At 72.4% G+C, this 22820-nt stretch carries 15 protein-coding genes; 10 read left to right on the top strand and 5 right to left on the bottom strand.

Going from position 1 to position 22820, the window contains the following annotated elements:
- The first annotated feature begins 160 nt into the window (after positions 1-160).
- On the top strand, positions 161-2686 hold the full coding sequence (gene pcrA, locus ABT004_RS11895) for a DNA helicase PcrA (protein ID WP_351334517.1): 2526 nt from the start codon (positions 161-163) through the stop codon (positions 2684-2686).
- 13 nt (positions 2687-2699) lie between these two features.
- Here pcrA and ABT004_RS11890 read toward each other — a convergent pair whose 3' ends face one another.
- Both ABT004_RS11890 and ABT004_RS11885 read right to left on the bottom strand, forming a co-directional pair.
- A complete protein-coding gene (locus ABT004_RS11890; protein WP_451189773.1) occupies positions 2700-4283 on the bottom strand; it encodes a M23 family metallopeptidase in 1584 nt (527 codons plus the stop codon).
- 205 nt (positions 4284-4488) lie between these two features.
- Positions 4489-5472, bottom strand: a complete 984-nt coding sequence (locus tag ABT004_RS11885; protein ID WP_351334514.1) for a lipase family alpha/beta hydrolase — start codon at positions 5470-5472, stop codon at positions 4489-4491.
- A gap of 403 nt (positions 5473-5875) precedes the next feature.
- Here ABT004_RS11885 and icmB point away from each other — a divergent pair, with 403 nt between their 5' ends.
- Positions 5876-6298 (top strand): coenzyme B12-dependent isobutyryl CoA mutase small subunit, encoded by a 423-nt coding sequence (gene icmB, locus ABT004_RS11880; RefSeq protein ID WP_351334511.1) that lies wholly within the window; start codon positions 5876-5878, stop codon positions 6296-6298.
- Between the two features lie 232 nt (positions 6299-6530).
- Here the strand turns inward: icmB and ABT004_RS11875 are convergent, their stop codons facing one another.
- The gene (locus ABT004_RS11875; protein ID WP_351334508.1) at positions 6531-8108 is read right to left on the bottom strand and encodes a DUF5691 domain-containing protein; all 1578 of its coding nucleotides are present in this window, start codon (positions 8106-8108) and stop codon (positions 6531-6533) included.
- A gap of 178 nt (positions 8109-8286) precedes the next feature.
- Entirely contained in the window at positions 8287-9681 is a 1395-nt protein-coding gene (locus ABT004_RS11870; protein ID WP_351334505.1) for an SWIM zinc finger family protein, read from the bottom strand.
- A gap of 187 nt (positions 9682-9868) precedes the next feature.
- On the opposite strand from ABT004_RS11870, the gene ABT004_RS11865 reads away from it, so the two are divergent.
- The 7 genes from ABT004_RS11865 (at position 9869) to sucD (ending at position 19879) form a co-directional block, all read left to right on the top strand.
- The gene (locus ABT004_RS11865) at positions 9869-11002 is read left to right on the top strand and encodes an ATP-binding protein (protein ID WP_351334502.1); all 1134 of its coding nucleotides are present in this window, start codon (positions 9869-9871) and stop codon (positions 11000-11002) included.
- Positions 10999-13260: a DUF5682 family protein gene (locus tag ABT004_RS11860; RefSeq protein ID WP_351334500.1), complete on the top strand. Its 2262-nt coding sequence runs from the start codon at positions 10999-11001 to the stop codon at positions 13258-13260. Before ABT004_RS11865 ends, ABT004_RS11860 begins: the two co-directional genes overlap by 4 nt.
- Before the next feature lie 346 nt (positions 13261-13606).
- The gene (locus ABT004_RS11855) at positions 13607-14773 is read left to right on the top strand and encodes a VWA domain-containing protein (RefSeq protein WP_351334672.1); all 1167 of its coding nucleotides are present in this window, start codon (positions 13607-13609) and stop codon (positions 14771-14773) included.
- An 84-nt stretch (positions 14774-14857) separates the two neighbouring features.
- Positions 14858-16075 carry a hypothetical protein gene (locus ABT004_RS11850; RefSeq protein WP_351334497.1) on the top strand — a complete coding sequence of 406 codons (1218 nt, stop codon included), beginning with the start codon at positions 14858-14860 and terminating at the stop codon, positions 16073-16075.
- A gap of 89 nt (positions 16076-16164) precedes the next feature.
- A complete protein-coding gene (locus ABT004_RS11845; protein ID WP_351334494.1) occupies positions 16165-17352 on the top strand; it encodes a hypothetical protein in 1188 nt (395 codons plus the stop codon).
- Between the two features lie 446 nt (positions 17353-17798).
- Complete coding sequence (gene sucC / locus ABT004_RS11840; RefSeq protein ID WP_351334492.1) at positions 17799-18977, top strand: ADP-forming succinate--CoA ligase subunit beta; 1179 nt, start codon at positions 17799-17801, stop codon at positions 18975-18977.
- A 20-nt stretch (positions 18978-18997) separates the two neighbouring features.
- Positions 18998-19879, top strand: coding sequence for a succinate--CoA ligase subunit alpha (gene sucD, locus ABT004_RS11835; RefSeq protein WP_351334490.1), 882 nt, complete (start codon positions 18998-19000; stop codon positions 19877-19879).
- A 74-nt stretch (positions 19880-19953) separates the two neighbouring features.
- On the opposite strand, the gene ABT004_RS11830 is transcribed toward sucD, so the two are convergent.
- Entirely contained in the window at positions 19954-21108 is a 1155-nt protein-coding gene (locus ABT004_RS11830; protein WP_351334487.1) for a helix-turn-helix domain-containing protein, read from the bottom strand.
- A gap of 122 nt (positions 21109-21230) precedes the next feature.
- Between ABT004_RS11830 and ABT004_RS11825 the strand changes: the two genes are divergently transcribed.
- The gene (locus tag ABT004_RS11825) at positions 21231-22583 is read left to right on the top strand and encodes a cell division protein PerM (protein ID WP_351334484.1); all 1353 of its coding nucleotides are present in this window, start codon (positions 21231-21233) and stop codon (positions 22581-22583) included.
- The last annotated feature ends 237 nt before the right edge of the window (positions 22584-22820 follow it).

Below are 22820 nucleotides of genomic sequence, written 5' to 3'. Positions count from 1 at the left end.
TGTGAAGGTTGATGTTCGATATGCCCGATACATTTTCGTGATCTCTTGCTCCGGGCCCCCTCGGATTTCCCTCCGGGCCCGCTCGGATTTCCCTCCGGGCTCCCTCGGATTTTGAAGGGGGCCGCGGGTTGTCAGTGGGGCCGCCTAGACTCGTGGAGCGATGAGCAGCCTCTTTGACGACAGCTTCCTGACCGGCCTCCAGAACAGTGCGGCGGAGCCCCCGCCCCCGCCCCCGGACCCCGAGTACGACGACGGGGCCCCGGAGCCGATGCCGGAGGGGCTGTTCGGCGTGCCCCCGGAGCGGGACGCGCACTACCGGGACGGCGCCCCCCGCCCGGTCCTCGACTCGGCCTCCCTCCTCGAGGGGCTGAACGAGAACCAGCAGGCGGCCGTCGTGCACGGCGGCTCCCCGCTGCTCATCGTCGCGGGCGCCGGTTCCGGCAAGACCCGCGTCCTCACGCACCGCATCGCGTACCTGCTCGCCGAGCGCGGAGCACACCCCGGCCAGATCCTCGCGATCACGTTCACGAACAAGGCCGCGGGCGAGATGAAGGAGCGCGTCGAGGCCCTGGTGGGCCCGCGCGCGAACGCCATGTGGGTCTCCACGTTCCACAGCGCCTGCGTCCGCATCCTGCGCCGCGAGAGCAAGAAGCTGGGCTTCACGTCCTCCTTCTCGATCTACGACGCCGCCGACAGCAAGCGGCTCATGGCGCTCGTCTGCCGCGACCTGGACCTGGACCCGAAGAAGTTCCCGCCGAAGTCCTTCAGCGCCAAGATCAGCAATCTCAAGAACGAGCTGATCGACGAGGAGGACTTCGCGGGCACGGCGGCCGACGGCTTCGAGAAGACCCTCGCCCAGGCCTACCGGATGTACCAGGGACGGCTCCGCGAGGCCAACGCCCTGGACTTCGACGACCTGATCATGACGACGGTGAACCTGCTGCGCGCGTTCCCCGACGTCGCGGAGCACTACCACCGCCGCTTCCGCCACGTCCTCGTCGACGAGTACCAGGACACGAACCACGCGCAGTACGCGCTGGTCCGCGAGCTGGTCGGCCCCACCGAGGGGGAGGAGGCGGACCCGGCGGAGCTGTGCGTCGTGGGTGACGCGGACCAGTCGATCTACGCGTTCCGTGGCGCCACGATCCGTAACATCCTGCAGTTCGAAGAGGACTACACGAACGCGACGACGATCATGCTGGAGCAGAACTACCGCTCCACGCAGACGATCCTCAGCGCGGCGAACGCGGTGATCGAGCGCAACGAGTCGCGCCGCCCCAAGAACCTCTGGACGAACGAGGGGCCCGGCGCCCAGATCACCGGCTACGTCGCGGACACCGAGCACGACGAGGCGCAGTTCATCGCCGACGAGATCGACCGGCTCACGGACGCGGGCGACGCGCTGGCGGGCGACGTCGCGGTCTTCTACCGGACGAACGCGCAGTCCCGTGTCTTCGAAGAGATCTTCATCCGCACCGGCCTGCCCTACAAGGTCGTCGGCGGCGTCCGCTTCTACGAGCGCAAGGAGGTCAGGGACGTCCTGGCCTACCTGCGCGTGCTCTCCAACCCCGAGGACTCGGTCCCGCTGCGCCGCATCCTCAACGTGCCCAAGCGCGGCATCGGCGACCGCGCCGAAGCGATGATCGACGCGCTCTCCCAGCGCGAGAAGATCTCCTTCCCGCAGGCGCTGCGCCGCGTCGACGAGGCGTACGGGATGGCGGCCCGCTCGGCGAACGCCGTGAAGCGGTTCAACACGCTGATGGAGGACCTCCGCACGATCGTGGAGTCGGGCGCGGGCCCGGCCACGGTCCTCGAGGCCATCCTCGAGCGCACCGGCTACCTCGCCGAACTCCAGGCCTCCACCGACCCGCAGGACGAGACCCGGATCGAGAACCTCCAGGAACTCGCGGCCGTGGCCCTGGAGTTCGAGCAGGAGTCCGCCGCAGGCGAGGACGCGACGGAGGACACGGCAGAGGGCGGGGCCGAGGCGGACGGCGGCACGACCGAGGGCGAGGCCACGACGATGGGCGGGGGGCTCTCCGCCTTCCTGGAGCGCGTCGCGCTCGTCGCCGACTCCGACCAGATCCCCGACGAGGACGACGACGGGAGCGGCGTCATCACGCTGATGACGCTGCACACCGCCAAGGGCCTGGAGTTCCCGGTCGTCTTCCTGACCGGCCTGGAGGACGGCGTCTTCCCGCACATGCGCTCCCTCGGCCAGGCCAAGGAGCTGGAGGAGGAGCGCCGCCTCGCGTACGTGGGCATCACGCGCGCGCGACAGCGCCTCTACCTGACGCGCGCCTCCATGCGCAGCGCCTGGGGTCAGCCCTCGTACAACCCGCCCTCCCGGTTCCTGGAGGAGATCCCCGTCGGCCACCTCGACTGGAAGCGCACCGGCCCGTCCACGCCCGCGGCCTCGACCAAGAGCATCGGCGGCGGCATCGCGGCCACGCTGTCGTCCTCGCGCTCCCGCACGGGTACGACGCCGGCCTTCGCCACGAGCCGGGCGAACTCCAAGCCGGTGGTCGCCCTCGCCATCGGCGACCGCGTCACGCACGACCAGTTCGGGCTGGGCACGGTGGTGGGCGTGTCGGGCACCGGCGACAAGTCGGAGGCGTCGATCGACTTCGGCGACCCCAAGCCGAAGCGGCTGCTGCTGCGGTACGCGCCGGTCGAGAAGCTGTAGCGGGGGGAGCGGCTCAGTTCGGGTTGAGGCCGTGGCTGCGCAGCCACGGCAGCGGGTCGATCGCCGCGCTGCCGCCGGGCCGTACCTCGAAGTGCAGGTGCGGTCCTGTGGAGTTGCCGGAGTTCCCGGACCGCGCGATCACGTCACCGGCCTTCACCGGACCGCTCATCACGGTGTGCGAGGACAGGTGGCAGTACCAGGTCTCCGTGCCGTCCTTGGCGGTGACGATGGCCATGTTCCCGTACGCGCTGTTCCACTGCGTCTTCACGGTGCCGTCCGTCGCGGCCATCACCGGAGTCCCGTACGAGACGGGGAAGTCGATGCCGGAGTGCTGGGACATCCAGTTGACGCCGGCCTGCCCGAAGAAGGCGCTCAGCCCGTGCTGCTTCACCGGCAGTACGAACTTGGGCCGCGCCGCTTCCTTGCGCGCGGCCTCCTCGGCGGCATGCTTGCGCGCCGCCTCCTGCTTCGCCTTGAGGTCGATCCGCTCCTGCGTGCGGCTCGCCCGGTCGGCAAAGTCGCCCGCGTCGGCGGACAGGTCCTTCAACTGCGAGTCCAGCTTGTTGTTGGCGACGGCCGGCTTCACGGCCTGCGCGTCCGGGGCCGCCTCGGCCTGCGCCTCCTTGCCGTCGTCCCCGCTGCTCCCGCCGACGCTCGCCGCGGCGATCCCGGCGACGCCGACCACGCAGACCGAGGGCACGACGATGGTGACCAGCGCGGACCGCTTGGCCGGCGGACGTCGGCGACCGGCGCGACCACGGGAGACGTTCTTCGCGTTCTTCCCGGCCCTGCGTGATGTGGGCTGCGGGGGCGCGGGGTCGGCGTCGAGGGCGGGTCCGTGCGGGTGTTCCGCTTCGGGGGCCGGGTCCATGACGGGCTCGTCCTCGGCCTCGGGCTCCGCGGGGGCGACGGCGTCGGCCGCGTTCCACTGCGTGGCGTCGTACGCGCCCGTGTCGTAGGCGGTCGTACCGAAGACCGGCGCCTGGAAGGTGTGGGTGGAACCCTGAGTGTCGTGCGGATCGGGCGCGCCGAGCATGTCGTGCGTGTTGAAGCTCGGCGTCTCGAAGCTCTGGGTCTCGAAGCCCTGCGCTTCGAAGTGCTGCGCCTCGAACCCCTGGAACTCGAAGCTCTGGGTCTCGAAGCCCGGGGTCTGGAAACTCTGAGTCTCGAAGCTTTGGGGTTCGAAGCTCTGGGGTTCAAAGGAATGCGTGTCGAAGCTCTGCGTGTCGGGGTGTTGAGCCGCGTACATCTGCGTCTCGTACGCCGACGTGTCCCACTGACCCGTGGCGTGCTGCTCGGCCATCGTCCGGGGGTGCTGCGCCGGGATGTCGGCGACCTGCTCGTACCCGCCGGTCGCCCAGGCGCCGGTCGTGTCGTAGGTACCGGTGTCGTACGTGCCGGTGCCGTAGTACGCGGAGGCGTAGGGGTCGGCGTACTGCTGCTGGGGGGCTGTGTGCCACTGGCCGGTCGCGTGGGAACCCGGTTCGTACGGGTCCTCTGCCATGTCGCCGAAGAGTGGATCGCTTGCGAAGCTGGTCGCGGAGTGACCGTCGTACGCCGCGTTAGGCACGGTCCCCGACGGATTGCGGTCGTTCACCAACTTCTCTTTCGCCTCGACAACAGGGCTGCCAGAGCAGTGCGGTGACTGTACCCGTCGGTATGAGGGCACGACAATCTTCGTCGGGTTTCCCGACCCGGGGAAACGGGCAATCAGCCGCCTTTGGGTGGACTGTGGACAGTTCCTTGGCCCTGGGTTCGAGACCCGTTCGACGAAATGGCTGCGCAGGGGCGCGGATCGGCGGTCAGGCCACTGTCAGGCCGCCGCCGGAATTGGCGGCGGCGCGAGCTCCTCCCGCGTGCTCCGCGTGTTCCGCGTCGAGGGCCTGCCGGATGCCGATCGCGACGGCCGGGTGTACCGGCAGCGCGAGATGGCCGATGCCCGTGACCCGCACGTTCTGCGCGAGCAGGTCCGGGTGGTCCACGCACGCCGTCTCGAGGGGCAGCATCAACTGGTCGAGATCGCTCCAGAAGCTCACGAAGCGCGTACGACAGCCGGGCGCCGGCCGCTTCAACTCCTCGACGACGGACGAGCCCGGCCGCATCTGCCGGACGATCGGGTGCGCGTCCGCGAGCGGCGCCACACGCGTGCCGCCGTGCGGCGTGCCGAGCGTGACGAGCGTGCGCACCCGCGTGTCACCGCCGAGGCACTGCACGTAGTAGCGGGCTATCAGGCCGCCCAGGCTGTGCCCCACGATGTCGACCTTGTCTCGGCCCGACCGCTCGCACACCTCCTCCACGTGCCGGGCGAGCAGTGTGGCCGCGGCCCGGATGTCGCAGGTGAGAGGGGAGTAGTTGAGCGATTCGACGTGCTGCCTGCCGTGCTGCGCGAGGGAGCGGCGCAGGAGGACGAAGACGGAGCGGTTGTCGATGAAGCCGTGCAGGAGGAGGACCGGGGGCTTCTGGTCCGGTGCGGGCAGGCGAGGTGCGTCCGCTGCTGCTGGTTCTCCTACTTCTCCTAGTTCTCCTGGGTCTGCTGGTTCTCCTGGGGAGTTCTCGTCCGCTGTGACCGTTTCCATGGCCACTGGGACGTACGCCGAGGGGTGGCGGGGCAGCGCCAGGGGCTGCCGCCGCTCGGGGAGGATGCCCGAGGGGTAGAGGAGAAGATGGCCCGCGAGGATCGCCAGTTCGAGGGCGGTCGCCTTCAGGAGCGCGATCGAGAGACCGGCCAGTCTCGTGGGCAGCAAGTGGCAGAGGGGGCGAAAGGGCAGGGTCCTCGTGACCTTCATCGGTCAACCTCCCGTCGGCACACGGGAGGACACCTCTGTCCCCCGTGTGCACTCATGAGAGCCGACCGAAGCGGTCCCGCGGCGCCGGTCGTGCCCGATGTGCCGACTCATCGGTCCGAACGGCAGCCGGAAGCACCGTGCCACCGTGCCGTGCGGCTGTCGGCGCGGTGGCGCGGCGACCTCGAAGCGGCTCCTTCGCGCCTGTCCTGGATCCGGCGGTGTGTCCCGCCCGTGGCAGTCGCGGGGCGCAGCGAATGTGTCCCACCGTGTGATTTCCCCCTCGGTCCGCACCGTGAAACGGCGGCTTGCGGGATGCTGTCGATAACGTTCGTTCACTTCGGGCATCAGTCTTTTGAACAATCGCTTCAACTTTTGCTTGAGCAGTCGTTTCAGGGAGGCAGTGATGGGTGTGGCAGCCGGGCCGATCCGCGTGGTCGTCGCGAAGCCGGGACTCGACGGCCACGATCGAGGGGCCAAAGTGATCGCGCGTGCGTTGCGCGACGCCGGGATGGAGGTCATCTACACGGGCCTGCATCAGACGCCCGAGCAGGTCGTGGGCACCGCCATCCAGGAGGACGCCGACGCGATCGGTCTTTCCATCCTGTCCGGCGCGCACAACACGCTCTTCGCTCGTGTCATCGAGCTCCTCGTGGAGCGGGACGCCGCGGATATCAAGGTCTTTGGGGGCGGGATCATTCCTGAGGGGGACATTGCGCCGCTGAAGGAGAAGGGTGTCGCGGAGATCTTCACGCCGGGGGCGACGACGGCGTCCATCGTGGAGTGGGTCCGGGCCAACGTCCGGCAGCCGGCGGCGTCCGGGGGCTGACGGGAGCGGTTCCGCGCCGCGGGGTTCGTGCGTCGGCACCGGCGTCGGCACCGGAGTTGACGCCACGGGGCTCTGCCCCGGACCCCGCTGCTCAATCGCCGCAGGGGCTTGATATGCACGGCTTCGTCTGCCCCGTCGCCTTGGGCAATCTGCCGCCTTGGGCGGCAGGGTGGGCAAGGCGGCACCCCGGTGCGGCGCAACGAGGACGACGGGCCCCGCCACGGTGCAGCGGTCATGGGCCTGGACACGGTGGGGTCAGCTCGTCGCGCATGGAACGGCGGAGCCGGAGCGTGCGGGCGAGGCGTTGGAATGCCTCCGTCCAGTACCCCCCGGCGCCGGGCGCCGAGCCCTCTGGTTCCTCCACCGCCGCCGTGAGCCCGTCGAGCCGCACCACCTCCTCGGGATCCAGGCACCGCTCCGCGAGCCCCATCACCCCGCTGAAGCTCCACGGGTAACTCCCCGCGTCCCGCGCGATGTTCAGCGCGTCGACCACGGACCGCCCGAGCGTCCGCGTCCACGGCGTGCCGCACACCCCCAGCAGCTGGAACGCCTCGGACAGCCCGTGCGCCGCGATGAACTCCGCCACCCAGTCCGCCCGTTCGGCCCCCGGCAGCGCCGCGAGCAGCTTCGCCCGCTCGGCGAGCGACACCGCCCCGGGCCCCGCCGCGTCCGACGCCGTCGGCGCCCCGAGCAGCGCCCGCGACCAGGCGATGTCCCGCTGCCGGACCGCCGCCCGGCACCACGCGGCGTGCAGCTCCCCGCGCCAGTCGTCGGCGACCGGCAGCGCCACTATCGCCTCAGGGCCCCGGCCGCCGAACCTGCCCGGCCACCGGCCGAGCGGCGCCGCCTCCACCAGCTGCCCGAGCCACCACGCACGCTCTCCGCGCCCCGCGGGCGGCTTCGCCACGACGCCGTCCCGCTCCATCCCCGCGTCACACTCGTGCGGCGCCTCCACGAGGATCGCCCCTTCCGCACGGTCGAGCGCCACCCAGGTCAGCGCCCGGTCCGCCATCCGCGCGGCGAGCGCCGAGCGGGGGAGCGCGGAGAGCAGCTCGGCCGCCGTCGCCCGCACGTTCTTGCTGCGGTCGGTCAGCGCTTGCTCCAGGAACGGCTCGTCCGCGTCTCCGAGTCCCGTGCGCAGCGAGTCGAGGAATATCAGGCGGTCCTCGGCGCGCTCCGTTCCCCACGTCCCCGCCAGGAGCGTCCGCGCCGCGGCCGGGTCGTGCGCCCGAACCGAGGCGAGCAGTGCCACCCGCTCCGCGAACAGGCCTTCCTCCCACCGTAGTTGAACCTGCTCACTCTCCTCCGGCGCCGGCAGCACGGCGCCGACGCCCGGCGTCGCGCGCAGCGCGAACTTCCAGTCCGGGTTGAGCCGGGCCAGCCACCGGGCACGCGGGCCCGCGAACGCGAGGGCCGGTGGGCGCAGGTCGGTGCGGCCGCGCGCCGCGTCGAGCAGTGCGGGCAGCAGCTCGGGTGGCGGCGCGTACCCGTACGAGTTGGCCGTGGCCAGCCACTGCGGGAGCAGTTCGAGGAGGTCGGGGGCGGTGCCGCGGCGTGAACCGGTGCCGCTGGAGCGGTCGGTGAGCAGCAGTGCGAGGCGCTGGCGCGCGGCGGGCGGCAGGGGGAGACGTGGGTCGTCCTCGGTGCGGTCCGGCGGGGTGGCGGCTGTGGCCGGGCGTAGGCCGGCTCGGCGTCGTACCGTCTGCGCGGCGGCCTCGTCGAGGAGGGTGAGGGGGGTGTGGTCGGGGCGGCGGTTGGTGCCGAGGAGCGCGGTGCTGACCAGGTCGTCCCAGGTGGCGGTGGGTGGCATGGGTCCTCCCGTGGGTCTCGGTGGGTCGCAGGGGCGTGGGCGGCGGCAGCGGCGTTACGGTCACGGGGCTCCGCCCCGGACCCCGCTGCTCAATAGCCGCAGGGGCTTGATTTGCGGCACCGCTGGATGTGCCGCATCGCTTGATTTGCGGCACCGCTGGATGTGCCGCACCGGGGTGTCAGCGCAGGGGGATGACCTCCGGTGTTTTCTCCGTCCATGTGGCCAGTGGGTGGAAGCCGGTTGGGCCGGATTCGCCGAAGACCGTCACCGGCGCGCCTCCCGAGACGGAGACCAGGCGCCACAGGGCGGGGGACGCCGCCGCGTGTGCGGTGAGGGGGAGTGCCGACTTGCCTTCGGCGTCCGCCAGTTGCCAGTGGCCGTCCGTGTCCCGCGTCGGGATCACCTCCGCGAGCGTCACCGGCCAGGACTCCAGCCAGGGGTCGGCCGCGAGCGCCGTTCCGTAAGTGGCGAGACCGGTGGTGACGTCGACTCCCTTGGGGCGTGGGCCGTCCGACTCCGGCGAGGCGAACTGTTCGCCCAGCTCGGCCCGCAGGGACCCCGCTCCCGGGTATGCCGACACCGCCGCGTCGAGCGTGCGCCCCGTCGGCAGCGCGAGCGCAGGGGCGCGGCCGGCCGCCCCGTAGGAGAGGAGGAGTACGGTGCGCGCGCTCCGCGTGCCGTGCAGCCATGTCCGGCGCGTGGTGAGGTGGCCGTCCGCCGTGTCGTACTGGGAGAGGACCAGCCAGCGGTCGCGCAGCGGTGGTTCTCTGTCCGGAGCCGGCAGGCCCACGCGTGAGCGGACCGTCGCCGCCAGGTCGGCGGGCAGGGCGTCGCGGCGCAACCAGCCCTGGTCGAGGAGGTGCAGCAGTGCGCACGCCTCGAGCAGCCGCACCGGCCAGCCGGGGCCGGACGCCGGGATCGCCCCCAACTCCCGGGCACGCGCGGCGAGTCCGGGCGCCTGCGCGTCGACCATGCGCGCGGCCGTCTCCTCCCACAGCCCGTAACCCGACTGCTCCGCCTGCGCGAGGCCGCCGCGCAGCAGGTCGGCGAGGCGCTGCTCCAGCTCCGTCGCACCCGCCGTGATCCGCTGGGCGCGGCGCTCGGCTCTGCGCCGGGCCGCCTCCGGATCCGCCGGGGCGCTGCCCGAACCGGTCGCCGACGCCGCGGACTGCCGGGACTCCGCCCGCTTCTGCCGCCCCGCCAGCCATGGCTCGGCCCACTCCGGCGGCGACTGCCCCGCCGGCACCTGCTCTTCGCCGCCCGCCCAGAGCAGCAAGAGCCCGAGCGCGTGCTTGCACGGGAACTTGCGGCTCGGGCAACTGCATGAATACCCCGGCCCGGTCGCGCCCGGGCCGCCCCCGCCGATGTCCACGATCGTCTGGTACGGCTTGCTGCCGCTCCCCTTGCACAGTCCCCATACCGCCCCCTCGTCCGAACCCTCCGCGCCCGCGGAACTCCCGGCCCCCGACCACGGGCCCGGGTCCCCGAGCTTGCTTCCCGCCTTGCGTGACGCGGCGTCAGGCGCCAGTGCGAGCACCTGATCCGTCGTCCAGCGCACCCCCAGCTGATTCATGTCCTCGACGGTAGATCCCGCCACTGACAATCCGTCCGGACATCTGTCTGACCTGCGGTGATGGCGCGGCCGACGTCGATTGTCAGTGGCGTGGTGCACCGTGGGATCCACCACGCGATGAGAGCGGTCGAGGGCTCGTCGTGCGGGTTCGAGCTGGGTGAGTTGGGCGAGTTGGAGGGGGACAGCCATGACCATTTCCGTCGAGAGCCAGACCGGGAGTCAGGGCGGGGCTCAAGCCGCGGACGAGGTGCTGCGGGCCCACGCCGAGGACGCGTTCGCGCAGGAACTCGCGGCGCTCGCCGCGCAGGACGACCGGCCGCGGCCGGCCCGCTGGCGCCTGTCACCGTGGGCCGTCGCGACGTATCTGCTCGGCGGCACGCTGCCCGACGGCACGGTGATCTCGCCGAAATACGTGGGTCCGCGACGCCTCGTCGAGGTCGCCGTGACGACGCTGGCGACCGATCGGGCGCTGCTCCTGCTCGGCGTGCCCGGCACCGCCAAGACCTGGGTGTCCGAGCATCTCGCGGCCGCCGTGAGCGGGGATTCGACGCTGCTGGTGCAGGGCACGGCGGGGACGCCGGAGGAGGCCATCCGATACGGCTGGAACTACGCGCAGTTGCTGGCCAACGGGCCGAGCAGGGACGCCCTCGTGCCGAGCCCGGTCATGCGGGCGATGGCGGAGGGGATGACCGCGCGCGTCGAGGAGTTGACGCGCATCCCGGCCGATGTGCAGGACTCGCTGATCACGATCCTGTCCGAGAAGACCCTGCCGATACCGGAGTTGGGGCAGGAGGTGCAGGCCGTGCGCGGCTTCAACCTCATCGCCACGGCCAATGACCGGGACCGCGGGGTCAACGATCTGTCGAGCGCGCTGCGGCGCCGGTTCAACACGGTCGTGCTGCCGCTGCCGGCGAGCGTGGAGGACGAGGTCGACATCGTCTCGCGGCGGGTCGACCAGGTCGGCCGCGCTCTGGAGTTGCCCAGTGCTCCCGACGGGATGGACGAGATCCGCCGCGTCGTCACCGTCTTCCGCGAGCTGCGCGACGGTGTGACGGCCGACGGGCGGACGAAGGTGAAGTCGCCCAGCGGCACGCTGTCGACCGCAGAGGCGATCTCCGTCGTCACCAACGGCCTGGCGCTGTCCGCCCACTTCGGGGACGGTGTGCTGCGCCCCTCCGACGTGGCCGCCGGAATCCTCGGTGCCGTGGTGCGTGATCCGGCGGCGGACCGGGTCGTCTGGCAGGAGTACCTGGAGGCCGTGGTGCGCGAGCGCGACGGCTGGAAGGACTTCTACCGGGCCTGCCGAGAGGTGAGCGCATGACGACACCGGCCACGGGGCCCGCGCTGCTCGGCGTGCGACACCACGGGCCCGGCTCCGCGCGCGCAGTGCGCACGGCGCTCGATGCCGCGCAGCCGCGGATCGTACTGATCGAAGGGCCGCCGGAGGCCGACGGCCTGGTGTCGCTCGCCGCAGAGGCCGGCATGCGGCCGCCGGTCGCACTGCTCGCGCATGTCGTGGACGAGCCGGGGAGGTCGGCGTTCTGGCCGTTCGCCGAGTTCTCGCCCGAATGGGTCGCGATCCGCTGGGCGTTGGGACGCGACGTGCCGGTGCGCTTCATCGACCTGCCGGCCGCGCACAGCCTGGCGATGCGGGCGGAGGACGACGAGGCCGGTGACGACAGGGGCGAGGGGGACTCCCTGCGCGTCGACCCCCTCGGGGTGCTCGCCGAGACCGCCGGATACGACGATGCGGAGCGCTGGTGGGAGGACGTCGTCGAGCACCGGGACGGCGACGCCTTCGCCGCGCTCGGCGAGGCGATGGGCGCGCTGCGGGAGACGTGCGGGGACGGGGGACACGACCGCGATCCGCAGCGCGAGGCGTACATGCGGCTCCAAGTGCGGTCGGCACAGCGCGAGTTCGGGGACGACGTGGCCGTCGTGTGTGGGGCGTGGCACGTGCCCGCGCTGCGGCAGAAGGCGACCGTCGCGGCCGACCGCGCCCTGCTCAAGGGGCTGCCGAAGGCGAAGGTCGACATGACGTGGGTGCCGTGGACGCACCGGCGCCTGGCCCGCGCCAGCGGATACGGGGCGGGGATCGATTCGCCGGGCTGGTACGGGCATCTGTTCAGCGCGCCCGACCGGCCGGTGGAACGCTGGCTGACCAAGGTCGCCGGGCTGCTGCGCGAGGAGGACCGCATCGTGTCCTCTGCCCATGTCATCGAGGCCGTACGCCTCGCGGAGACGCTCGCAGTGCTGCGTGGGCGGCCGCTCGCGGGGCTCACCGAGACCACCGACGCGGTGCGGGCCGTGCTGTGCGAGGGCTCGGACGTACCGCTGGCGCTCATCCACGACAAGCTGGTCGTCGGTGACGTGCTGGGGGAGGTGCCCGAGGCGGCGCCCGCGGTGCCGCTGCAGCGCGACCTCACGCGGCAGCAGCGCTCCCTGCGGCTCAAACCGGCCGCGGCGGAGAAGGAGTTGGACCTCGACCTGCGGGGTGAAACCGACGCCGCGCGCAGCCGCCTGCTGCACCGGCTGCGGCTCCTCGGCGTCGCCTGGGGCGAGCCGGCGGGATCGGCGCGCGGCTCCACGGGGACTTTCCGCGAGTCGTGGCGGCTGCGCTGGGAGCCGGAGCTTTCCGTGCGGGTCGCGGAGGCGGGGGTGTGGGGGACGACCGTGGTCTCCGCCGCGACCGTCAAGGCGGAGACGGACGCGGTCGCGGCCAGGGCGCTCGGCGACGTCACGGCGCTCGCCGAGGTCTGCCTGCTCGCGGGGCTCGCGGACGCGCTGCCGACGGTGATGCGGATCCTCGCCGACCGCGCCGCCCTCGACGCGGACGTCGGCCACCTCGCCGGCGCCCTGCCCGCCCTGGTTCGGGCTCTGCGCTACGGCGATGTGCGCGACACCGACACCGGTGCGCTCGCCGACGTGGCGGCGGGCCTCGCCGAGCGCGTCTTCGTCGGTCTGCCCCCGGCGTGCGCGAGCCTCGACGCGGAGGCGGCCGAAGAGATGCGCGGCCACGTCGACGCGGTGCACTCGGCCGTCGCGCTCCTGGAGGACACCGGGGTGCGTGGGCGCTGGCGGACCGTACTGCGCGTGCTCGCGGAGCGGGACGGTGTGGCCGGGGTGATCCGGGGGCGGTGTGCGCGGGTGCTGCTCGACGAGGGCGTGCTCGACGAGGACGACGCGGCCCGGCTGATGAGCCTCGTGCTCTCGCCCGGCACCGCGCCGGCCGAGGCGGCGGCGTGGATCGAGGGCTTCGTCGGCGGCGGTTCGGGCGGCGGGCTGCTCCTGGTGCACGACGAGCGGCTCCTGGGCCTGGTCGACGCGTGGCTGACGCGGGTGTCGGGCGACGCGTTCACGGACGTACTGCCGCTGCTGCGGCGCACGTTCTCGGCGTACGAGCCCGGCGTGCGGCGGACCTTGGGCGAGCTGGTCCGACGCGGGCCTGCCGGGGGCGGGCGGGCCCCGATCGCCGGCGGACCGCGCGGCTTCGCGGAGGAACTGGACGCGGAACGGGCGGACGCGGTGCTGCCGGTGCTGCGCCTGCTCCTCGGCGACGCGGTGGGGGTGGGCGGATGAGCGGCCGGGCAGCCGGAGCGGACGGCCGACCGCGCGGGCGGCGCGGCGGAGACGGTTGCGTCGGCCAGCGGCCCCACCGTGCGCGGCCCCACCGTTCGAGCGTCGTCCGCCAGGAGCGGCTCACCCGCGCCGGCGCACCGGCCGCTCGGCACCCGCGGCCCGGACGGCGTACCAACGACCCCACGGAGGCGGCCAGATGACGAACCACCCGACCACGACACCCACCCCGGCCGCCCCGGACACGACGACCGCCCCGGCCGCCCCGGACACGACGACCGCCCCGGCCGCCCCGGACACGACGACCGCCCCGGCCGCCCCGGCCACCACGACGGCCGAGGACGAGCGCATGCGGCGGTGGCGGCTGGTGCTCGGTGGTGATGCCGCGGAGGGTACGGGGTGTCAACTCGCCGGGCGGGACGCCGCGATGGACGGCGCCCTCGATGCCCTCTACGGCTCCGGCCGAGGTAAGCAGCAGGCCACCGGCGGCAGCCGCAGCGCGGGGCTCGGGGCGTCCGCTCCGGCCGTGGCCCGCTGGCTCGGCGACATCCGGACCTACTTCCCGTCCTCCGTCGTCCAGGTCATGCAGAGGGACGCCATCGACCGGCTCGGGCTGTCCGCGATGCTGCTGGAACCGGAGATGCTGGAGGCCGTCGACGCGGACGTGCACCTCGTCGGCACGCTGCTCTCGCTCAACAAGGCGATGCCCGAGACGACGAAGGAGACGGCGCGCGCCGTCGTGCGCAAGGTCGTCGAGGACCTGGAGAAGAAGCTCGCCACGCGCACCCGCGCCACGCTCACCGGCGCCCTCGACCGCAGCGCCCGCATCCAGCGGCCGCGCCACCGCGACATCGACTGGCACCGCACGATCGCGGCCAACCTCAAGCACTACCTGCCCGAGTACCGCACGATCGTGCCCGAGCGGCTGATCGGCTACGGGCGCGCGGCGCAGTCCGTGAAGAAGGAGGTCGTCCTCTGTATCGACCAGTCGGGCTCGATGGCGGCATCCGTCGTCTACGCCTCCGTCTTCGGGGCGGTGCTCGCCTCCATGCGTTCGATAGCGACCCGGCTCGTCGTCTTCGACACGGCCGTCGTGGACCTGACGGACCAGCTCGACGACCCGGTCGACGTCCTGTTCGGCACCCAGCTCGGCGGCGGCACGGACATCAACCGGGCGCTGGCGTACTGCCAGTCGCAGATCACCCGGCCCGGCGAGACCGTCGTCGTGCTGATCTCGGACCTGTACGAAGGGGGCATTCGCAACGAGATGCTGAAGCGGGTCGCCGCGATGAAGGCGTCCGGCGTGCAGTTCGTGACGCTGCTCGCGCTCTCCGACGAGGGGGCGCCCGCCTACGACCGGGAGCACGCGGCGGCGCTCGCGGGGCTCGGTGCGCCGGCCTTCGCCTGCACCCCGGATCTGTTCCCCGACGTCATGGCCGCGGCCATCGAGAAACGCCCCTTGCCGATACCGGACGCAGCATCGGAAAAGCGTGCACCCACGGCGAACCGGATATGAGTACCCATCGGTAACACGGAGGTACACGGGGCTTGCGCCGCCTCCCTCGCCCCATGCGAGGATTCGGCCACCGTGACTTCCCCGATGGCACTTCCCGCCCCCGTCGTCGCGCGCCCGGTTCGCGCGACGGCTGGACGGCGTGCGCTGCAACTGGCGCTGCTGTTCGGTGGGTTGTTGGTCCTCGGGATCGTGTGTGGTGGCCGGGCGCAGGCGGACGGGTTGTCGTCCGACGCGGGTTCGCTCGGCGCGGGGCATGTGGCGGTGCGGGAGCATGTCGCCGATTCCGTGCAGAAGTTGCGCGGTGCGGGTCCCCGCGAGAACCCGGCACTCTCCGAGGCCACCGGGAGCACCGAGGCGTCCGACGCACCCGGGCCCTCGACCGCGGCGTCGACCGCGACATCGGCGCCGGAACGGGCGAAGGCGCGGCCTGCCGCGCAGGCACCCGCACCGGTTCGGCCCGCCGCGCAGGCATCCGCACCGGTTCGGCCCGCCGAGCCGACACCGAACCCGGCCGCACCGGAGCACGCCCCCGGCGTTCAGACCTCGCCCGACGCAAAGTCCTCGCCCGAGGCGAAGCCCGCCTCCGGTGTGAAGCGCCTGGCGCGGCACCTGCACGACGGGCCCGCGGCTCCCAGCGACCCCACCGCTCCCGCCACCAACGTCGCCAAAACCACCGCCACCGCCGCCACCGCCACCGTGCGGACGTACCTCACCGGCCCCCTGCGTCAGCAGGTGGAGGCGCTGGGGGGCGATCAGGTGCGGCTGCGTTCCGTCGCCGACGCGTTGCGGTATCTGACCGCGCCGGTCGGGGCCACCGTGCGCCAGGTGGCGGGGCCCGTCGAGGAGTTGGCGACGCGAGTCGTCGCGGACCTCGTCGGGGCGTGGGACCGGCCCGGACCGCCCGCCGCGACCACGCCGCAGCAGTCGGACACCCCGGCGGCGCACGGCGACCGGTCCGGCACGGCCGAGTACGCCGAGTACGCCGAGTACGCCGACCGGACCCACGCCGCGGCGAGCGCCCCGCAGGCGTACGACGTCGCGCGATTCGGCGACGTACAGAAGGCGGAAGCGGGCGCGCGGGCCGAGGCGCGTCCCGCGTCGCCCGTCGTGCCGCAGCGTCCCGACGGTGTGCCGTCGGCCGGTGCGAGCGCGGGCGACGGCGGTTCCTCGCGCCACGGTGATCTGCACGCGGCCGCGTTCGGCGACCGCGCCCCCGTACTGCTCGCGTCCGGCGCCACGGCGTCCGCGGGCACCGCGCCGGTGGTCGACCGGCTTCGCGACATTCCCGAATTCCCCGGCTAGGGCAGCCAGTTCCCCGCTCGTGACCTGCCACGCGGGGGTGGAACAGGTCTGCCCAGTCGTGAAGTGAATTCGAAGGAACTGACGTACCCATGAACAAGAACATTCGCCGCTCCATCGTCATAGCCGCCGGCGTCTCCGGCGCCTGGGCGCTCGGCTCCGCCGTCGCGAGCGCCGACGAGCTGCCCGCCCACTCGCTGTCCGTCCCGGACGTCGCCGGTGACACGGTCTCCGACCTGCAGAACACGACGTCGGACGTGCAGGACACCACCTCGAAGGTGACCGACAAGGCCAAGGCCGCCACCCAGGTGACCGACAAGGTCGACCACACCCAGGTCGCCAACAAGGCCAAGGCCACCGCCCAGCACGCCAAGGCCCAGGTCCAGTCGCACGCTCACCAGGTGCAGGCCCCGGACGTGCAGGCCCCGAACACCGCCGACGTCACGGGCGTCAAGGACCAGGCCGCCGGCCACGTCGCCGACGCCCAGGAGGGTGTCGACTACCTGTTCGGCCCGCTCGACGCCTTCGCCCCGCAGCTCCAGCAGCAGCTGACGCAGGCGGCGGCCCAGGCCCCCGCCTACGTACAGGACAACGCCCAGGGCACGGTCCAGGGCGCCGTCGACAACGTCCGCACGAACACCGCCCCGGCCGTCGGCGAGACCGCCGACGCCGTGCTCCCGCCCCTCGCGAACACCGCCGTGCAGGGCGTGCTCCCGGTCGCAGGCCAGGCCGTCGGCGACGTGACCACGCTGGCGGGCGGCGCGGTCGGCGACGTGACGCCGTTCGCGCAGACCGTCGTCGGCGACAACGTCGCGCCCTTCGCCACCGGTGTCACCGGCCAGGTCCAGCCGCTGGCCCAGGGCGTGGCGGGTGACAACGTGGCGCCGTTCGCGCAGAGCGTGGTCGGCAATGACGTCACCCCGTTCGCGGGCGGCGTCGTGGGCGCGGTACAGCCGCTCGTCCAGACGGTCGTGGACCACGTGCAGCCGGTCGTCGGCGGCGTCGGCACCAGCGCGCAGGGCCTGGCGCAGGGCGTCACCGGCGACGTCCAGCCGCTCGCGCAGGGCCTGGTCGGCGACAACGTCGCCCCGTTCGCGCAGACCGTGGTCGGCGACAACGTCGCCCCGCTGGCCGGCGGCGTGACCCACGAGGTCGCCCCGTTCGCGCAGGGCCTGACCGGCACCGTGACCGCCGACGCCCAGCCGCTCGCGGGCAACGCCGTCACCGGTGTGCAGGGTGTCGCCGGTTCCGTCGCGCCCAGCTACCTGCCCGGCGTCTGACCGACGCGACGGTGCCCGGACGGCCGAAAGCCATCGGTCCGATCGGGTCGCTTTACGTGCATGACGGCGGGTGGTCCGCTTGGGGACGTGACCACCCGCTGACCTGCGGCCTCACCGAGCGCACCCCCGCTCGGTGAGGCCGTTTCCATTCCCCGGGGCCCTCGGCAGCAATGTAAATAACGCCACAAACGGGACGCTCTGTGATGGGTATCACCGCTCAGGTGTGATCTGCGATTTAGAAGCGGTCGCCGAGCGGCGATAACCTGCGAGACGGACATGCCGCGTACCCGGCCACCGTGTACGCCTCCTCAGTGGCAGCAGTGCACAGCAGCGACAGCACTCGTCACGTGTGACAGCGGAGTCACGTTGCCCCTCGCGGCACGCCCACTCAGATAGGCAGACCGCAGAGCGCAGAGCGGCGAGATCACTGATAGGGACGGACGCGCGTGGACCTGTTCGAGTACCAGGCGAGGGACCTCTTCGCCAAGCACGGTGTACCGGTGCTGGCCGGTGAAGTCATCGACACGCCTGAGGCGGCCCGCGAGGCGACCGAGCGTCTCGGCGGCAAGTCCGTCGTCAAGGCGCAGGTGAAGGTCGGCGGCCGCGGCAAGGCCGGCGGCGTGAAGCTGGCCGCCACCCCCGACGAGGCCGTGCAGCACGCGACCAACATCCTCGGCATGGACATCAAGGGCCACACGGTCCACAAGGTGATGATGGCCGAGACGGCTCCGGAGATCGTGGAGGAGTACTACGTCTCCTTCCTCCTGGACCGCACCAACCGCACCTTCCTCTCCATCGCCTCCGTCGAGGGCGGCATGGAGATCGAGGAGGTGGCGGTCGAGCGCCCCGAGGCCGTCGCCAAGACGCCGATCGACGCCAATGAGGGCGTGACCCCCGAGGTCGCCCGCAAGATCGTCACGGACGCCAAGTTCCCGGCCGAGGTCGCCGACCAGATCGCCGAGATCCTCCAGACCCTGTGGAAGACGTTCGTCGAGGAGGACGCCCTCCTCGTCGAGGTCAACCCGCTCGCGAAGGTCGCCTCCGGCAAGGTCATCGCCCTCGACGGCAAGGTGTCGCTGGACGAGAACGCCGAGTTCCGGCACGCCGACCACGAGGCTCTCCAGGACAAGGACGCGGCCGACCCGCTCGAGGCCGCTGCCAAGGAGAAGGGCCTCAACTACGTCAAGCTCGACGGCGAGGTCGGCATCATCGGTAACGGTGCCGGTCTGGTCATGTCGACGCTGGACGTCGTCGCGTACGCCGGTGAGAACCACGGCAACGTGAAGCCGGCCAACTTCCTCGACATCGGCGGCGGCGCGTCCGCCCAGGTGATGGCGAACGGCCTGGAGATCATCCTCGGCGACTCCGACGTCAAGTCGGTCTTCGTCAACGTCTTCGGCGGCATCACCGCCTGCGACGAGGTCGCCAACGGCATCGTCCAGGCGCTGGCGCTCCTCGAGGAGAAGGGCGAGAAGGTCGAGAAGCCGCTCGTCGTCCGCCTCGACGGCAACAACGCCGAGCTGGGTCGCAAGATCCTCTCCGACGCCAACCACCCGCTGGTGCAGCGCGTGGACACCATGGACGGCGCGGCCGACAAGGCCGCCGAGCTCGCGGCCGCGAAGTAAGGACGAGGGACTAAACAGCCATGGCTATCTTCCTCAACAAGGACAGCAAGGTCATCGTCCAGGGCATGACCGGTGCCACGGGCATGAAGCACACCAAGCTCATGCTCGCCGACGGCACGAACATCGTCGGCGGTGTGAACCCGCGCAAGGCCGGTACGTCCGTCGACATCGACGGCAACGACATCCCGGTCTTCGGCACGGTCGCCGAGGCGATCGAGAAGACGGGCGCCAACGTGTCCGTCCTCTTCGTCCCGCCGGCCTTCTCCAAGGCCGCCGTGGTCGAGGCGATCGACGCCGAGATCCCCCTCGCCGTCGTCATCACCGAGGGCATCGCCGTCCACGACTCGGCCGCGTTCTACGCGTACGCCAAGTCCAAGGGCGACAAGACCCGCATCATCGGCCCGAACTGCCCCGGCCTCATCACGCCGGGCCAGTCGAACGCCGGCATCATCCCGGGCGACATCACGAAGCCGGGCCGCATCGGCCTGGTCTCGAAGTCCGGCACGCTGACGTACCAGATGATGTACGAGCTCCGTGACATCGGCTTCTCGTCCGCCGTCGGCATCGGTGGCGACCCGGTCATCGGCACGACGCACATCGACGCGCTCGCCGCGTTCGAGGCCGACCCCGAGACCGACCTGATCGTCATGATCGGTGAGATCGGCGGCGACGCCGAGGAGCGCGCGGCCGACTACATCAAGGCCAACGTGACGAAGCCGGTCGTCGGCTACGTCGCGGGCTTCACGGCGCCCGAGGGCAAGACCATGGGCCACGCCGGCGCCATCGTCTCCGGCTCCTCCGGCACCGCGCAGGCGAAGAAGGAGGCCCTCGAGGCCGCCGGCGTCAAGGTCGGCAAGACGCCGACCGAGACGGCGAAGCTGGCGCGCGAGATCCTCTCGTAACCAGCTGCCTTACGCAGCTCAGTGGGCCCGCACCGGTGACGGTGCGGGCCCACTGGCGTTGCGCCACGTGCGCGCTATTCGGTCCTCGGCGCGAGCCGCTCGGGTCCGCCGGTCAGCCGGTCCCGCAGCTCCTTGCGGAGTTCCAGGTCCGCCGGTGTCAGCGGTTCGGGACCGGTCAGCGGTGGCACGCCGGCGACCGGCGAACCCGGTGCAGGGACCGGCTCGTAGTGCGTGGGCGCCACCCGCAGGGTCAGCGCCGTCGCCCCGATGATGAAGACCGTGAAGGCGACCGCGGCCCGCGTCCAGAACCGGGTCCGCCGCTCGCCGCCGCTGCGCACGACCGTGGACACGGGCGCGTCCAGCTTCTCCGAGCCCGCCAGCTCCGTGAGCCGCCGGTGCAGCTGCTCGGGGACCGCGAGGTCGGGCAGCCGCCCGGCGACCGCCTCACGGGCGTGCAGGATGCGGTTGGCGGCGGCCGGGGTGCTGGCCTCCGTCTCCGCCGCGGTCTCCGGCAGGTCCAGGCCCACCCCGTCGTACAGCAGCAGCGTGCGCCGGTAGACGGGCGGCAGGTCGAGGAGCGCGCCGAGCAGCTCGCGGTCCTCCGGGGTGGCCGGCGGGGCCTCCGGCTCACGGCGGCCGGGGCGCAGGCCGTGCCACGGCGACATCGCGTACTCGTACGCCGCCGCGCGCACCCAGCCCGCCGGGTCCGGGTCGACCGCCACCTCGGGCCACTGCTGCCAGGCCTGCTGGAAGGCGCGCTCGACGGCCTCGCGGGCGAGGATCCTGCGGCCGGTGAGCAGATAGGTCTGCCGGACGAGGAACGGCGCGGCGTGCGTGTAGAGCGCGTCGAAGGCCTCGGCGGCGGTACGGGCACGGGGCGGTGCCGTGACGGGTTCCGGCTCCGCCACGGCCGTGGCGGTGGCGGTCGCCCCGGCTGTCGGCGGCGCGGGTTCTTGTATCGCCGCGGCGGCCTTCGGGGCCGGCTTCGCTGTCGTCGGGGCCGTCGTCGCCGGGGTCGGCTCCTCCGTGGTGGTCAGTTCCGCGAGGAGGCGTGCGTACGTCTCCCGCTTCTGACCCTTTGGAGTGGTGCGGCCGGCTTCCCAGCGGCGGACGGTCTCGCTCGTCACGCCGACCCGTTCGGCGACCTGGTCACGGGAGAGCGAGCCGGCCTCGCGGAGCCTACGGCGCTCCTTGGGCGGCGGCAGTGGGGAGGCAGCGCCCTGCGTCATCGTGAACTCCACACACCCTTTCGTGCCAAAAAGAACATAAACGTATCTTGTGCGACACATCCGGGCTTCGCCTGTTGCGCGAGGTAAGGGCGTGTCGTTGGGAGCATGGTCCGGTGACCCAAATGACCGGCCTTGGACTCTCGTTGCCCCTGCTCCTGACCCGGCTGCGGGAAAGGGCCCCGGGCCCCGTCCGCGGCGCGCTGCGCGGGGCCCTCGCGGCGGGGCTCGGGCTCGGGGCGTGCGCCGTGCTCGTGATGGTGCTGTGGATCAGCTCGCCGTTCCCCGACAGTGGGCCCGGCGGTGCGCTGCACACCGCTGCCGCGCTGTGGATCCTGGCGCACGGCGCCGAGGTGATCAGAACGGACACCCTGTCAGGGATCCCCGTACCGCTGGGAGTCAGCCCTCTGCTGCTGCTCGCGCTGCCCGTGTGGCTGGTGCACCGGGCGGCGCGGGACGCGGCGGAGGAGTCCGAGGCCGTGGCGGGCGTCTGGGCCGGTGTGGCGGTCGGCTATCTGTCGGTGGCGGCCGCCGCGACGTACTACTGCGCTGGCGGAGAGCTGCGCCCCTCGTGGGTGAGCTGTGTGGCGCATCTGGTCGTGCTCCCGGTGGCCGCGGCGGGCTTCGGGGTGTGGACGGCGCACGGGCGGCCGTACGGACCGCTGCCGGGTCGACTGGCGCGACTGATCCCGGAGGGGTTCGTACGGGAGGTGGCGCCGGTCGCCGTGCGGGCGGCGCTGGCCGGGGTGCTCGCGCTGGTCGCGGGCGGGGCGCTGCTGGTGGCCGGGATGCTGGTGTGGCACGGGGAGGCGGTGCGGGAGTCGTTCCTGCACCTCACGGGGGCCTGGTCGGGGCGGCTCGCGGTGCTGCTGCTGTGCGCGGGGCTCGTGCCGAACGCCGCGATCTGGGGGGTCGCGTACGGGCTCGGTCCCGGGGTCGTGCTCGGTGTCGGGCACACCGTGGGGCCGTTGGGGAGCTCGGGGGCGGCGATGCTGCCGGCGTTTCCGCTGCTGGTGGCGGTGCCGAAGGCGGGGGACGGGTCGCCGCTGACGTGGGCCGTGGGGGCGGTTCCGGTGGTGGCGGGAGTGGTCGTCGCGGGGTTCGTCGTGGCGGCGGGGGATGGGTGGTCGTGGCGGCGGACCGCGGGCGCGGTGGCTGTGGCCGGGGGGCTGTGCGGGGTGGTGATGGGGTGCCTGGCGGGGGCCGCCGGTGGGGCCCTCGGCCGGTCGGCGCTTGCGGAGTTCGGGCCGGTGGGGTGGGTGACCGGGGTGGTGGCGGCGGGGTGGGTCTGCGTGGTGGGGGTGCCGGTGGCTTCGGGGGTGTGGTGGTGCCGGGAGCGCCGTAACCGGCCCACCGAGGTCGACCCGGAGCCGGAGCAGGCCCCGGTGCCCGAGGCCGGCCTGGAAGTGGTCACCTCGCCGGAGGCGCCGCGGGAGCCCTACGACTTCCTCGACGAGGCGTTCCGCCCGGAGCCGTGACATCCCCCCACCCCACCCCTTCCCGAAAGTCCTGCCGGACGGGCCTGCTCAATCGCCGCAGGGGCTATAAGCAGTCCTGCCGGGTGGGCCTGCTCAATCGCCGCAGGGGCTATAAGCAGTCCTGCCGGGTGGGCCTGCTCAATCGCCGCAGGGGATTGATAGATCAAGCCCCTGCGGCAAAATCAAGCCCCGCCGGCGTTTGAGGCGCGGGGTCCGGGGCGGAGCCCCGTGGCCGTA

The sequence above is a fragment of the Streptomyces sp. NPDC002790 genome, assembly GCF_040295505.1.
Lineage (GTDB): Bacteria > Actinomycetota > Actinomycetes > Streptomycetales > Streptomycetaceae > Streptomyces.
This window is presented reverse-complemented; position numbering and strand designations above follow the sequence as displayed.

Coding starts and splice junctions, on each gene's coding strand:
- pcrA (WP_351334517.1), top strand. CDS start 161: ATGAGCAGCCTCTTTGACGACAGCTTCCTGACCGGCCTCCAGAACAGT.
- ABT004_RS11885 (WP_351334514.1), bottom strand. CDS start 5,472: ATGAAGGTCACGAGGACCCTGCCCTTTCGCCCCCTCTGCCACTTGCTG.
- icmB (WP_351334511.1), top strand. CDS start 5,876: ATGGGTGTGGCAGCCGGGCCGATCCGCGTGGTCGTCGCGAAGCCGGGA.
- ABT004_RS11875 (WP_351334508.1), bottom strand. CDS start 8,108: ATGCCACCCACCGCCACCTGGGACGACCTGGTCAGCACCGCGCTCCTC.
- ABT004_RS11870 (WP_351334505.1), bottom strand. CDS start 9,681: ATGAATCAGCTGGGGGTGCGCTGGACGACGGATCAGGTGCTCGCACTG.
- ABT004_RS11865 (WP_351334502.1), top strand. CDS start 9,869: ATGACCATTTCCGTCGAGAGCCAGACCGGGAGTCAGGGCGGGGCTCAA.
- ABT004_RS11860 (WP_351334500.1), top strand. CDS start 10,999: ATGACGACACCGGCCACGGGGCCCGCGCTGCTCGGCGTGCGACACCAC.
- ABT004_RS11855 (WP_351334672.1), top strand. CDS start 13,607: ATGCGGCGGTGGCGGCTGGTGCTCGGTGGTGATGCCGCGGAGGGTACG.
- ABT004_RS11850 (WP_351334497.1), top strand. CDS start 14,858: ATGGCACTTCCCGCCCCCGTCGTCGCGCGCCCGGTTCGCGCGACGGCT.
- ABT004_RS11845 (WP_351334494.1), top strand. CDS start 16,165: ATGAACAAGAACATTCGCCGCTCCATCGTCATAGCCGCCGGCGTCTCC.
- sucD (WP_351334490.1), top strand. CDS start 18,998: ATGGCTATCTTCCTCAACAAGGACAGCAAGGTCATCGTCCAGGGCATG.
- ABT004_RS11830 (WP_351334487.1), bottom strand. CDS start 21,108: ATGACGCAGGGCGCTGCCTCCCCACTGCCGCCGCCCAAGGAGCGCCGT.
- ABT004_RS11825 (WP_351334484.1), top strand. CDS start 21,231: ATGACCGGCCTTGGACTCTCGTTGCCCCTGCTCCTGACCCGGCTGCGG.